We start from the raw sequence: 13,494 nt of genomic DNA on the forward strand, positions 1-13,494 counted from the left end.
GAGCGGCCGGGTCCGCGCACGGCTGCCGCAGGTGACAGACTGACGCCATGGACGAACGCGAATTCGGTAGATCTGGTCAGCACGCATCCGTCGTCGGTCTGGGCACCTGGCAGCTGGGCGCCGACTGGGGAGACGTCGACGACAAGGAGGCCCTGAGGGTTCTGGAGGCGGCGGCCGAGTCGGGAGTGACCTTCTTCGACACCGCCGACGTCTACGGCGACGGTCGCAGCGAGCAGACCATCGCCGCCTTCCTCAGCGGCCGGCCCGACCTGCATGTCATGGTCGCCACCAAGATGGGCCGCCGCGTCGACCAGATCCCCGAGAACTACGTCCTGGACAACTTCCGCGCCTGGAACGACCGTTCCCGCCGCAACCTCGGCGTCGACCGCATCGACCTGGTGCAGCTGCACTGCCCGCCCACCCCCGTCTACTCCAGCGACGAGGTCTTCGACGCCCTCGACACGCTGGTCGAGGAGGGGCGCGTCGCCCAGTACGGGGTCAGCGTGGAGACCTGCGCCGAGGCCCTCACCGCGATCGCCCGCCCGGGCGTGGCGAGCGTGCAGATCATCCTCAACCCCTTCCGCATGAAGCCCCTGTACGAGGTGCTCCCGGCGGCCCGGGAGGCCGGCGTCGGCATCATCGCCCGCGTCCCGCTCGCCTCCGGCCTGCTGTCCGGCAAGTACACCAAGGACACCGTCTTCCCCGAGAACGACCACCGCACCTACAACCGGCACGGCGAGTCCTTCGACCAGGGCGAGACCTTCTCCGGCGTCGACTACGCCACCGGTGTGGAGGCCGCCGCCGAGTTCGCGGCCCTCGCCCCCGAGGGGTACACCCCGGCCCAGCTGGCGCTGCGCTGGATCATCCAGCAGCCGGGCGTCACCACCGTGATCCCCGGCGCCCGCTCTCCCGAGCAGGCCCGCGCCAACACGGCCGCCGCCAGGCTGCCCGACCTCCCCGAGTCCACCTTGTCCGCGATCCGGGACCTGTATGAGCGGCGGGTCAAGGACCAGGTCGAGTCCCGCTGGTAGCCGCCCGGGCGGACCCGGGAGACCCGGAGAGAAACGCCGCCGCGGGGGTACCCGCCGGGGAGAGAAACACGGCTCACTCGACCCGGGAGGAAACAGGTGGCGGCCATCCACGACGGCTCGGAGCGGCGCAGAGGGCGCAACGAGACCGAGGAGGAGAGAGCGGACCGGATGTGGGGGGAGCTGATACAGGAGGTCCGCGTCGCCCAGACGGGCGTCCAGATCCTCTTCGGTTTCCTGCTCACCGTGGTGTTCACGCCTCGCTACGCCGGGCTGGACGACACCGAACAGGCCATCTACATCGTCACGGTCGTGCTGGGAGCCTGCGCGACCGGGGCGCTGATCGGCCCGGTCTCGCTGCACCGGCTGGTCTCCGGGCGGTGGGTCAAGCCGCAGGCGGTGCGCTGGGCGTCCCGGCTGACGTTCGTCGGCCTGATCCTGCTGCTGGCCACGATGACGGCGGCGCTGCTGCTGATCCTGCGCGTGGCCACCCACGACGGCTATGTGCCCTACCTGGTCGCGGGCGTCGTCCTGTGGTACCTGCTGTGCTGGTTCGTCCTCCCGCTGTGGACGCGGCGCCGCTACACGTCCCGCTCGGACTGATCGGACCGATCGGGCCGATGGGACCGATGCCGGCGACGTGCAGCGGCGCGGGAGCGGGAGGTCAGCCGAGCGCCTCGCGCAGCGCGGGCAGCAGCGTGGACTTCGACCAGTCCAGGAAGGCGTCCTGCGACTCGCCGCCGATCTGGACCAGGGCGATCTCGGTGAACCCGGCGTCGGCGTAGGGGCGTACGGCCTCGACGAAGTCGTCCGGGTCGTCGCCGCACGGGATCGAGGAGGCCACGTCGTCCGGGGTCACGAACTGGGTGGCCGCCTCGAAGGCGTCCGGGTGCGGCAGTTCGGAGTTGACCTTCCAGCCGCTGCCGAACCAGCGGAACTGGGCGTGCGCCCGCTTCACGGCCGTGTCCCGGTCGGGGTCGTAGCACACCGGCAGCTGTCCGACCCGGGGCTTGCCCTCGCCGCCGTGCCGGTCGAACGCCTCCAGCAGCCCGGCCTTGGGTTCGGTGGCGATGACCAGGTCGCCGAGGTGGCCGGCGAGCTTGCAGGACTGCTCGCCGGAGACGGCGATGCCGATGGGCGGCGGCTCGTCGGGCAGGTCCCACAGCCGGGCCGACTCGACGTCGAAGTGCGCGCCGCGGTGGTTGACGTGCCCGCCCTCGAACAGGGCGCGGATGATCTCGACCGCTTCCTGGAGCATCTCGTGCCGCACGTCCACGGACGGCCAACCGCCGCCCACGATGTGCTCGTTGAGGTTCTCCCCGGAGCCCAGACCGAGCCGGAACCGTCCCTCGGACAGCAACTGGATCGTCGCCGCCTTCTGCGCCACCACCGCCGGGTGGTAGCGGAAGCTCGGACACGTCACGTACGTCATCAGCGGGATGCGGGACGTGGCCTGGGCGGCGGCGCCGAGCACGCTCCACGCGTACGGCGAGTGCCCCTGGGAGCGCAGCCACGGAAAGTAGTGGTCCGAGGTCACGGAGAAGTCGAAGCCGGCGGCTTCGGCGCCCACCAGATGGCCGACCAGTTCACGAGGGCCGGCCTGTTCGGTCATCATCGTGTATCCGATTCGCACCATGGGGCCCGAGTCCCCGGCGGGCGGGGGAGGAAACAGGCCGGCGATGGCCGGGCGAAACCCGTCGATGGGCGCGACACCCATGGGGCAGGATACGGGCATGCACGCGCGTCCCCTGCCCACGAGCACCCCGTCCGCCCAGGGCGTCGACGCCTCGGGCGTCCTCGCCTTCCTCGACGCCGTCGACGCGGCGGAGAACATCGAGCCGCACAGCCTGATGCTGCTGCGGCACGGTCAGGTCGTCGCCGCCGGCTGGTGGGCGCCGTATTCCGCCGAGCGTCCGCACCTGCTGTACTCGCTCAGCAAGAGCTTCACCTCGACGGCCGCCGGGTTCGCCGTCGCGGAGGGGCTGATCGGGCTCGACGATCCGGTGATCTCGTACTTCCCGGAGTTCCGGGCCGACATCACCGACCCGCGCAGCCGGGCGATGCGGGTGCGGGACGTGGCCTCGATGGCCAGCGGGCACGAGGCGGAGACCTACGAGCGGGCGGCGGCGCTCGACCCGGAGGAACTCGTCCGGGGCTTCCTGCTGCTGCCGCCGGACCGTGACCCGGGCACGGTGTTCGCCTACAACCAGCCCGCCACCTACACCCTCGCCGCGATCCTCCAGCGCGTCACCGGCCAGTCGCTCACCGCCTACCTGCGGCCCCGCCTGCTCGACCCGCTCGGGGTCGGGGAGGTCGCCTGGCTGGCCGACCGCCACGGCCGCGAACTGGGCTACAGCGGACTGCACGCCACGACCGACGCGGCAGCCCGCCTCGGTCAGCTCTACCTCGGCGAGGGCGCCTGGGAGGGCGAGCGGCTGCTGGCCCCGGAGTGGATCGCGGAGGCGACCCGGGCGCACATCCCGACGGCGGGCGCCATGGGCGACGCCGACCGGCAGGACTGGGACCGCGGCTACGGCTTCCAGTTCTGGCGTTCCCGGCACGGCTACCGCGGCGACGGGGCCTACGGGCAGTTCTGCCTGGTCCTGCCCGAGCAGGACGCCGTGATCGCCCTGACCTCCGCCACCGAGGACATGCAGGGCCTGCTGAATCTCGTCTGGCGGCATCTGCTGCCCGCCTTCCACCCGGACCCGCGCCCCGGCGCGGACGCCGCCGACGCGGCCCTCGCCGAGCGCCTCACCCGCCTCGCGCTGCCACCGGCCGGGGGCAAGGCCGCGCCACCGGATCGGGCCGGCACATGGGCGGCGGCGGAGTTCACCCCGTACGGCGGCGCCTGTCCCGACCAGCCCGGACTGACCGGCGCGACGGTCACCGCCGGCGCCGACGGCTGGACCCTGTCCCTCACCGAGCGCGGCCACCGCCTGGACCTGCGCCCGGGCGCGGGCGGCTGGCAGGTGACCGAGGACCCGCTGCCCACCGCGGTCAGCGGCGGCTGGGCCGACGGGGACACCCTCGCCGTGGACGTCGTCTTCCTGGAGACCCCGCACCGGCTGCGGGTGACGTGCGCGCTCCCCGACCGGACGTTCACCGCGCGCTGGGCCACCGTGCCGCTGCACGGCGGCCCGCTGCGGTCGCTGCGCGCACCACGCCGGCCGGCCTGAGCCGCGCGCCGCTCAGGCGGTGTCCGGCCGGAAGGTCTTCAGGAACGTCTCCAAAGTCTGCCGATTCGTGTCGTCGTCCCAGTCCGCGGCGGGTGTCGTCCAGCGCAGCGAGAAGCCGCGGTGCCCGCCGAGCAGGAACCCGCGGCCGAACGTCCGCACGCGCTCGCCGTCGACGTCCACCACCCACTCCATGTCGGCGGCCTCGTACCCCAGGTACGTCGTCGCCTCGATGGCGCCGATGCGCCGGAAGCCGTGGAGTTCCCGCAGGCCGGGCTCGACGTCGTCGCGCCAGACGGCGACCGGGTCCGGACCGACGCGCTCGCTGTAGGTCACCGCGAGGGTGCGCGGGTCGTCGTCCGCGCCGAAGGTGACGCGGTAGGAGCGGTCGGCGGCGCGTGAGGTGTCCAGACGCTTCCAGTCCTTCGGCAGGGCGACGGAGAAGCCCTCGGGCGCCCGGTACACGCGGAAACCGGCCGGCAGCGCCTCGGTGGAGGCCGTGGCGGAGGGCCTCGGCGGCGCGGCGGGCGGCGACGCGGAAGCGGACGGCGTCGGGGTCGGGGTCGGGGGCGGGGCCGGGGTGCCGGGCTGGGTCGGCGTGACGGGCACTCTGTCGCCGACCTCGTCACCGGGCGGGGCGGGGGAGACGGTGGGCTGGGCCTGCGCGCCGCCGGAGCCGGTGTCGTCGGTGCCGGGCAGCTGGCCGGTCGCGGCGAGCGCGGCGACGACCACCGTGACGACCGCCAGCGCCGTCCCGGCGGCCATCGCCCGGCCGCTCCACCGCGGCCCGACGAGCCGGGCGAGGGCGTACGTACGCCGCACCCCGGGCGCGGCCGCCGCGTGCGGGTCCTCGTCGAGGACCCGGGTGAGGGCCTGGCGGACCACCGGACGGGTCAGGCGCTCCCGCGAGTCCTTGCGCAGCAGCCCCTGCACCGTGGCGGTGAGTGAACCGGTGCGCAACGGGGTGCGCAGCGGCAGCCGGTCCACGCCCTTCAGCGTGGCCTCGGGCCGGTCCCGGTCCCGGTACGGCGGCCGTCCCTCGACCATCGTGTAGAGGATCGCGCCCAGCGCCCACAGGTCGGCCGCGGGCCCGATGCGCTCGTCGCGCGCCTGCTCGGGGGAGGCGTACGACGGGGCCGTCAGGCGGGGCGTGAGCGTCGCGCCGGCCAGCCCGAACCCGGTGACGACGACCGGTCCGCGCGCCCGCACGAACACCTGGCCGGGGCTGAGTTCGCCGTGGGTGATGCCCTCGCCGTGCGCGGCCTCCAGCACATCGAGCAGCTCCAGCGCGATCGTGGCGGCCCGGGCCGGGCTGAAGGCGCCCTTCTGCTCCATGAGCTGGCCCAGCGGCAGGCCGTCGATCCACTCGGTGACGGTCCACAGGGAACCGTCCTCGGCCACGGCGTCGAGGACGGTGGCGACCCGGCCGGGGCAGACCTGCGCCATGGTCTCGGACATCCGTGCCACCCGGTCGGCGGCCTGTCCGGCCTCCTCCGGGCCGAGTCCGGCGGGCAGTCCGATCCGGGTGACCAGGCATGGCCGTGCGCCCAACGTCTCCTCGACGTACTCGCCGTACCAGCTGACGCGGTTCGTCTCCCGGTGGACGACGTCGAGGAGCCGGTATCGCCCGGCGACCAACTCGTGCGTGGAGACGTGCGCCTTGACCATGGTCATCCCTCGCTGAACCACCGGAACCTTTCCCAGTGGTACGACCGGCGTGAGGGGGTCCGTTCAAGGGAACCGCAACTCCGGCGCGATTCCTGTCTTTCATTCAAAAACACCGAGTGCGAGTGCGAGCATATGTGCGAGAAAAGAAATTACTTCGGGCCGTCCAGCAGTGTAACCAGCGGTAAACGGCCCTGCCGGATGGCTGGAACGGGTCCCCGCGGGCGGTGGTCCATTGCGCGCGGGAACCGCTTCCCGGTGTTTTCCTAATCCCCTTCGCGCAGCCCGAAGCGTTCCACCCACGTCATCATGTCCGCGCTTGTCGCATTGCCGCCGCAGACCACCAGACCCAGCCGGGCGCCGGCCCCGACCCGTTCGACGACCCGACGGGCGGCCGGCAGGAGGCAGCCCGCCGCCGGCTCGGTCCACACCTTCGCGTGCTCGGCGAGTTCCAGACAGCCCCGCACGGCCTCCCGGTCCGGCACCACGAGCACCTCCGTCACCAGGGCGCGGACATGGTCGTACGTCAGCGGCGCGACGGCGGGCGCGCTCAGCGTCGAGACGATGGACGACAGCCGCACCGGCACCGGCCCGCCCGCCGTCAGCGCCTGCGACATCGCCTCCGCGCCCTCGGTCTCCACGCCCCAGATCCGCACGTCCGGCCGACGGGCGCGCAGCGCGGCCGCCACCCCGGCGACGAGTCCGCCGCCCCCGATGCTGACCAGTACGTCCGTCAACTCGCCCGCGTCGTCGGCGAGTTCCAGTCCGACCGTGCCCTGACCGGCGACGACCACCGGGTCGTCGAAGGGGTGCAGCAGCGTCAGCCCCTCGTCCCGCAGCCGGCCGACGAGTTCGAAGGCGCCGCCCATGTCCTCGGTGATCCGCACCGACGCGCCCGCCTCCTCGGCGATCTGTACGGCACGGGCGGGCGCCGAGCTCGGCATCACCACGGTGGCCTTGACGTCGAGCGCGGCGGCCATGACCGCGACGGCGATCCCGTGGTTGCCGCCGCTGACCGCCACCACCCCGGCCGCCCGCTCGGCCTCGCCGAGCGACAGCAGCTTCGCCGTCGCCCCGCGCGCCTTGAAGGAGCCGGTGCGCTGCAACAGCTCCAGCTTCACGGTGACCGGGACACCGAGCAGTGCGGACAGCCCCGGGCTCGGGAGCGTGGGGGTACGGACCACGTGCCCGGCGATCCGCTCCGCCGCGCCTTCGATGTCCGAGATGCCGATCACGACGACCACCTTTCCGGCGCGCGCCCTGATCGCGCGCCACTACGCACCCTTTCCCGTGCGGTGGCCAAGGTCAACAGCAGGGGTTCGCACCGGCCGGACAGGACGTGCTCACAGGTCACGGCGCACCAGGAAGTCCAGCAGCGCCCGGAGTTCCTCCGCCGGGCCCGGCCGCAGGGCCAGTCCGGCCAGGGCCGACTCCGCCGCCGTCACCTGGCGGCCCGCCTCGGCGAGGGCCGCCGTGCGGCCGCCGGCCCGCTCGATCAGCGTGGCCGCCTCGGCGGGGTCGCTCTCCGGGGACTCCAGGAGCGCGGCCAGGCGGCGGGCCTCGGGCGCCGGGGACTCCAGTGCGGCCAGGACGGGGTACGTCTTCTTGCGGGTGCGCAGATCGCCGTGGACCGGCTTGCCGGTCACCGCCGGGTCGCCCCAGACGCCGAGCACGTCGTCGACCACCTGGAAGGCGACCCCGAGATGCCGCCCGGCCCGGTCCAGCGCGGCGACGTCCGGCTCGGGCGCACCGCCGAGCGCGGCCCCGAGCGCGACCGCGCAGCCCAGCAGGGCACCCGTCTTGCCCTCGGCCATCGCCCGGTAGGCGTCCGGCCGTACCCGCCGCGGACCCGACCACGGCCGGGTGGCGAACAGCAGGTCGTCGGCCTGACCGTGCACGAGGTCGGCGAGGGCCGCGCTCAGCAGGCGCACGCCGGCGGCACCGCCCGGGCTCGCGGCGAGCGTCTCGACGGCCAGTGCGAACAGGGCGTCGCCCGCGAGGACGGCCGGCCCCGTCCCGTAGGCCTTCCAGACGGTCGGGCGGCGGCGCCGGGTCGGGTCGCCGTCCATGATGTCGTCGTGGAGCAGCGAGAACGTGTGCACGAGCTCCACCGCGACCGCGGCGGCGACCCCCGCCCGTGCGGGCGCGCCGGCCGCCCGGGCGCCGAGCACCGCGAGGGCCTGCCGCAGCCCCTTGCCCTCGGACGCGACGACGGGCGCCCCGCCCACCTCGCACCAGCCGAAGGAGTACGCGGCCATCTCGCCCACCCAGGGGTGCAGCCGTCCGACGGCCTCGGCCAGCGCCGGACGCACCAGCGCGCGGCACCGCTCGAGGACCTGGGGCGCGGAGACCGTCGCGCCCGCGGCGGGGGCGGCCGCCGGGGGAGTGGACAGCGCCGTCACCGTACGGCCTCCGCGGCCGCCGTGGCGCCGGACCCGCCGGTGTCCGCCCCGATGCCCAGCTCCTCCTGGGCCCGCGCCACCATCTCCCGTGCGTGCCGCAGCCCGATGCGCTCCAGCACCGCCGCCAGGTCGGCGAGTTCCGCCGCCGTCTCCGCCCGATCGCGCCCCAGGCGGGCCAGGGACTTGGCGAGGCCGAGCCGGGCGAGCGCCTCGCCGCGGGGCTCACCCATCCCGCCGAACTCCGCGAGCGCCCGCTCGTACAGCTCCCGCGCCTCGGCGTACCGGCCCGCCCGGTACAGGACGTTGCCGCGCATCTTGTGGTTGTAGGCCAGCGCGCTGGTCAGGTTCATCGCCCGGCACGTCTCCTCCGCCTCCGACAGCAGGGCGAGCGCCCGCTCGGTGTCGCCGTCGCGCACGGAGACGATGTCGGCCAGCCCGCGCAGCGCCCACGCGTGCCCGCGCCGGTCGTCGGCGCGCCCGGCGATCTCTGCGGCCTCCTCGAACAGGGCGTACGCGGTGTCGTGGTCACCGGAGTTGCGGTGCATCTGCGCGATGCCCTCCAGCGCCCACACCGTGTGCCGGGCCTCGCCGCGCCTGCGGGCCTCCGCCAGCAGCTGCTCGTGCAGCCTGCCGACCGCCTCGTAGTCGCCCTGGATGCGGCCGGTCTCCGCGAGGCCGGCCAGCGAGTAGCCGCGGACCACGACGTCACCGCCGCGCTCCCCGAGGTCGGCGGCGAGCCCCAGCAGCCGCCGGGCCAGCCGGAACGCTCCCCGCTGCCGGGCCAGGGTCCCGCCGCTCCACAGCGCCCAGGCCATCGCCGCGACGTCTGCGGCGTCCCGGGCCGCGCGGTAGCTCGCCTTCCAGGCCAGGTCCGCCTCGCGCACCTGTCCCAGCCGCCGGTGTGCCTCGGCCACGGCGAGCCCGGAGCGGGCCGCCTCGGCGCGCTCCCCGGCCCGCTCCGCCGCCTCTAACCGCTCGGTGCCGGCGGCCAGTACGTCGACCAGGGAGGAGTTCACGGACAGGGTGGTGAGGGTGCCCTGGTACTCCGGGGCGAATGCTTTGCCGTACATCGCGTCCTTTCCCGCCATCATGTATGCACTCAGCGTATACATGGTGTGTATAGTCCGCCGGATTCCGGCCACTGCCGTTCCGTATGCGGGGGGTTTCGTGATCCGCTGTCGCCGGTCAAGACGCGGGTGCGCACGGCCGGGTTGCCTGTGAGGCGTAGATCACGTGCTGGAACCGACGGTGCGTCAGGCGCCGAAGAGCTGCGTCCAGTACGTGCCCGCCGGGCCGCCGCCCGCGAAGCCGACGCCGAGGTGGGTGAAGGCGGGCTTGAGGATGTTGGCGCGGTGACCGGGGCTGTTCATCCAGCCCTCCACGACCTCGGCGGGGGAGCGCTGGCCGCAGGCGATGTTCTCGCCGATGGTCCGCCGTGTGGAGCCGGCCGCGGCGGCCCGGTCCCAGGGTTGGCCGCCCTCCGGTGAGGTGTGGGAGTAGTAGCCGCGCGCCACCATGTCGGCGCAGTGCCCCCGCGCGGCGGTGGCCAGCAGCGGATCGGCGGCGAGCGGCGGCAGCCCCGCCCGGGCCCGCTCACGGTTGGTCAGCTCGACGACCTCCGCCTCCGTCCGCGCCAGAGTGTCCGGAGTGAGCGGGCTCGCCCACAGGGCGGTCCAGTACGTTTCGCCGGTGCGGGGGTCCGTGCCCTGCCCCAGGCCCGCGTGTGTGAACGCCGGGTCGTGCAGGGTGCGCCGGGCCTGCTCGGTGCGCAGGCAGTACGCGACCAACTCGGCGGGCGTGCGCGGTCCGGAGACCAGGTGCTCGCCCACGCGCAGATAGGCGTAGCCCGCGGCCGTGACGCGCTGGTGCACCGAGACGCCGTCCGCGCCCTCGCCGCCGAGCCGTCCGGCCGCGGCCATGGCGGCGGCATGCCCGCGCGCCGCGGTGGCCAGACGGGCGTCGATCCGGACGGGCGGCGAACCGGCGGCCGCCCGCGCGGGGTTGACCAGCCCGAGGAATCCGTCCGGATCGGGGCCCGGAGCGTGGGCGGAGGGCGGCGCCGAGACGCCTGCCGGAGCGGGCGCGGGCGGGTCGTCCTCGACGACGTCCACTCCGAAGTCGCGCGCCAGGCCCGCCAGTCCGTCCGCGTACCCCTGCCCGAGCGCCCGCAGCTTCCAGGCCGGCCCCCGCCGGTAGACCTCCGCGAGCAGCAGGACCGTCTCCTGTCGCGCGGGCGGCGGCACGAACCGGGCCAGCGGACGGCCGCGCGGATCGGTGACGTGCAGGACGGGCGAGGGGAGGCGGGCCAGCGGGATGCCGGGCTCGGCGGCGCTGACGACGACCGTCACGCGGGTGGCGCCGGACCGCAGCCCGGCCGGGTCCAGCGTCAGGGTGTCGCCGTGCAGCCGCGCTCCGGGCGCCGTGGGCTGGTTGTAGAACACGAAGTCGCCGTCGCCCCGCACTCTGCCGCTGTCGTCCGTGACCAGCGCGCAGACGTCGAACGGGCCGGGCACCCGGACGGCCAGGGCGCCGCCCGGCAGGGGCACATTGCCCCCGGGGACCAACTCGCTCATCCTGCCGCCCTGATGTCGTCACCGGCCCCCGAGGGGCCTTGCCCGGAGAACGCCCGACGGGACCTGCGGGTTCCCGGTGTCGGCCCGCGGCCTTGGGCCGACACCGGCGCCTGCCCGTGAGGACTCCTAAGGCCGCAGGTCCTCGGCCTGCTCGGCCGGCAGGACCGTCCCCCTGCGCGCTCCCTTCGCCGTCCTCGTGCCGCAGAACGCGGACTCCAGCGTGCGCAGCATCGTGGTGTGCAGGCGGGCATTGTTGGAGGCGTTGGCGAGCGCGGCCAGGGAACGCCGGCCGCCCTGCGAGGCGAACGCGTACGTGTAGTAGCCCTGCACGGCGCCCGTGTGCCCGTACACCGACACCCCGCACGACAGCACCCGCCGCCGCAGCCCCAGCCCGTACGCCTGCCCGGTGCCCGCCGGGACCCAGCGCCGCATCTCGGTCAGCGACGCGGCCGAGGTCAGCCGGCCGCGCAGCAGCGCCGAGAGGAAGGTGTTCAGGTCCCTGGCACTGGAGACGAGGGCGCCCGCGCTCTGCGCCCAGGACACCGTCTGCCGGGTCGCGTCCACCAGGGCGGAGCCGGACCCGCCGGACGTGAGGTAGCCGCGCGTGTGACGGCCCGGCAGCGCCGTGTCCGGGTGGACGTAGAAGGTGTCCCGCAGCTTCAGCGGCTCGATGATCCGCTCGCGGTACTCGGCCGCCACGGAACGCCCCGTGAGCTTCTCGATGAGCAGGCCCGCGACGACGAAGTTGGTGTTGGAGTACGCGTAGCCGCCGCCGGGGGCCGTCGTGCGCGGCCGGCGCAGCGAGCGGTCGATCAGCTGTCGGTAGGTGAAGACCTTCGTGCGCACCGCCTCGAAGCCGGAGACCGAACGGGCGAACATGTCGTGCGTGTAGTCGTACAGACCGCTGCGGTGGCCCAGCACGTGCCGGACGGTGACGCGCCGGTCGTTCAGGAGCCTCGGCACGTACCGGTCGACCGGGGCGTCGAGGACGAGCCTGCCCTCGTCCGCGAGTTGCAGCACGACGACGGCGGTGAAGATCTTGGTGACGCTGCCGATCCGGAAGCGGTCGGTGGTGCGCAGCGCCCGGCCCGTGCGCCGGTCCGCGACGCCCGTGGCGAGCCGGTGGACCGTGCCCCGGTCGACGAGCCGGGCCATCGCCCCGGGCGCGCCCCGCTTCACCGCCGTACGCAGCACACCCCGCAGCCCGACGACGTCGGGCCCGGGCAGTGCGACGTCGGGCCCGGGCAGTGCGACGGCGACCGCGGGGTGGTGCGAGCGAGCCGTCGCGGCGGGCACGGCGACCACCAGCAGCGACAGCAGGGCCACCCCCAGCACGGCTCGGGCGGCCCGTCCCGGCCGGCCCTTCGCTGACACGCGGTCGGTCACGCTCACCCGAGGCACCCTCTTCCGTCCCGTCACATCGCGTGGGCGACGCACGGTCGGCGATCCGCCGATCACCGTGCGACGCGGTCGGCCAAGTATCGCCGCGAAAGAGTGCGAAACGGGTGATTCAGGGGCCATACGGCACGTCTCAGGGCGTTCCCGCCTCGATCAGCCCCTCGCGGTAGGCGATCGCCACGGCCTCCGTACGGCTCGCCGCGCTCAGCTTGGCGAGGATGTTGGAGACATGGACGCTCGCCGTCTTGCCGCTGATGAACAGCTCCTCCCCGATCTGCCGGTTGCTGCGGCCGAGGGCCAGCAGCCGCAGCACGTCCTGCTCCCGGGCCGTGAGGACGGCCGACGTCTCCCGCCCGGGCGGGGTGTCGGCGAGGCGGCCCCGCCGGATCAGGGCGTCCACCCGCTCCCGCAGCGGCCCGGCACCCAGCCGGACGGCCGTCTCCCGCGCGGCGCGGGCCTCGACGGCGGCCTCCTCGCGCCGGCCGGCCGTCAGCAGGGACTCGGCCGACCGCAGCCGGCAGCGCGCCCGTTCGTAGACATCGCCCTGCTCGAACGCGGCCACCGCCGTCGCCCAGGCCGCCGCGTCCGGCTCACCGGCGGCCCGCGCCCGCTCCGCCTCGGCGCGGGCCATCCAGGCCCGCCCCTCCGGCCCCTGCGGCACCCCGGTCCTGCCGTTCTCGGCCACGCTCCGCGCCAGATCCCGCAGTTCGACGGCGACGGCCGTCCAGTGGCGGGCGGTCGCCTCGTCGCCCGCGGCCCGGGCCCGGACCGCGGCGTCCGCGACGGGGGCGAGGCCGAGCGCGCACAGCCGGACCGTGACGTCGGGGCGGCTGCCGCTTTCGTCGGTGAGCACCTCCACCGAGGACCGCACCTGCGCCACCGCCGCCTCGGCGTCACCCCGCAGGGCCGCCGCGTCGGTCAGCACGATGCCCGCGATGAGCGTCGCCATCCAGTCGAACGGTCCCTCCAGCAGCGCCCGGGCCCGCTCGACGGCCTCCGCCTCCCCGCGCGCCAGCCCCACGTACAGCGCGGGCCCGACGGTGTACCCGCCCGCCGAGGGAAGCGCGGCCGGCTCCGTCGCCGCCGTCTTCACGCACTCGTCCCAGCGGCCCAGCGTGTACAGCAGCAGCACCTGCAAGTACCGCATCTCCAGCGGGTACAACGACGACAGCAGCCCCGCCCGGCGGGCCCGGACGCTGTTGGTAAATCCGGTGCGGGCGTGACGGCGGCCTGTACGACTCCGTTGGGGTGG

The 13,494-nt window shown here is 74.5% G+C and carries 11 protein-coding genes; 3 read left to right on the top strand and 8 right to left on the bottom strand.

Annotated elements, in window-relative coordinates; translation table 11 throughout:
* Positions 1-47: 47 nt before the first annotated feature.
* Positions 48-1,031: an aldo/keto reductase gene (locus tag ALMP_RS02460; protein ID WP_264924312.1), complete on the top strand. Its 984-nt coding sequence runs from the start codon at positions 48-50 to the stop codon at positions 1,029-1,031.
* 168 nt (positions 1,032-1,199) lie between these two features.
* Positions 1,200-1,631, top strand: a complete 432-nt coding sequence (locus ALMP_RS02465; protein ID WP_264924324.1) for a DUF6328 family protein — start codon at positions 1,200-1,202, stop codon at positions 1,629-1,631.
* A gap of 61 nt (positions 1,632-1,692) precedes the next feature.
* Here the strand turns inward: ALMP_RS02465 and ALMP_RS02470 are convergent, their stop codons facing one another.
* The gene (locus ALMP_RS02470; RefSeq protein WP_264924313.1) at positions 1,693-2,664 is read right to left on the bottom strand and encodes an LLM class F420-dependent oxidoreductase; all 972 of its coding nucleotides are present in this window, start codon (positions 2,662-2,664) and stop codon (positions 1,693-1,695) included.
* 97 nt (positions 2,665-2,761) lie between these two features.
* Between ALMP_RS02470 and ALMP_RS02475 the strand changes: the two genes are divergently transcribed.
* Positions 2,762-4,207 (top strand): serine hydrolase, encoded by a 1,446-nt coding sequence (locus ALMP_RS02475; protein WP_264924314.1) that lies wholly within the window; start codon positions 2,762-2,764, stop codon positions 4,205-4,207.
* Between the two features lie 12 nt (positions 4,208-4,219).
* Here the strand turns inward: ALMP_RS02475 and ALMP_RS02480 are convergent, their stop codons facing one another.
* The 7 genes from ALMP_RS02480 to ALMP_RS02510 all read right to left on the bottom strand — a co-directional run.
* Positions 4,220-5,878 carry a serine/threonine-protein kinase gene (locus ALMP_RS02480; RefSeq protein WP_264924315.1) on the bottom strand — a complete coding sequence of 553 codons (1,659 nt, stop codon included), beginning with the start codon at positions 5,876-5,878 and terminating at the stop codon, positions 4,220-4,222.
* A 257-nt stretch (positions 5,879-6,135) separates the two neighbouring features.
* Positions 6,136-7,104 (bottom strand): threonine/serine dehydratase, encoded by a 969-nt coding sequence (locus ALMP_RS02485; RefSeq protein ID WP_264924316.1) that lies wholly within the window; start codon positions 7,102-7,104, stop codon positions 6,136-6,138.
* A 108-nt stretch (positions 7,105-7,212) separates the two neighbouring features.
* A complete protein-coding gene (locus ALMP_RS02490; RefSeq protein WP_375803413.1) occupies positions 7,213-8,271 on the bottom strand; it encodes a polyprenyl synthetase family protein in 1,059 nt (352 codons plus the stop codon).
* Positions 8,268-9,341, bottom strand: a complete 1,074-nt coding sequence (locus ALMP_RS02495) for a tetratricopeptide repeat protein (RefSeq protein ID WP_264924326.1) — start codon at positions 9,339-9,341, stop codon at positions 8,268-8,270. Before ALMP_RS02495 ends, ALMP_RS02490 begins: the two co-directional genes overlap by 4 nt.
* Positions 9,342-9,524: 183 nt before the next feature.
* A complete protein-coding gene (locus tag ALMP_RS02500; protein ID WP_264924317.1) occupies positions 9,525-10,844 on the bottom strand; it encodes a CAP domain-containing protein in 1,320 nt (439 codons plus the stop codon).
* Between the two features lie 126 nt (positions 10,845-10,970).
* Positions 10,971-12,230: a serine hydrolase domain-containing protein gene (locus ALMP_RS02505; RefSeq protein WP_375803415.1), complete on the bottom strand. Its 1,260-nt coding sequence runs from the start codon at positions 12,228-12,230 to the stop codon at positions 10,971-10,973.
* Positions 12,231-12,375: 145 nt separating this feature from the next.
* The coding region (locus ALMP_RS02510; RefSeq protein WP_264924319.1) for a response regulator transcription factor at positions 12,376-13,494 on the bottom strand (1,119 nt) is incomplete at its 5' end.

Origin of the sequence: Streptomyces sp. A012304 (assembly GCF_026008495.1) — a bacterium.
GTDB lineage: Bacteria > Actinomycetota > Actinomycetes > Streptomycetales > Streptomycetaceae > Streptomyces.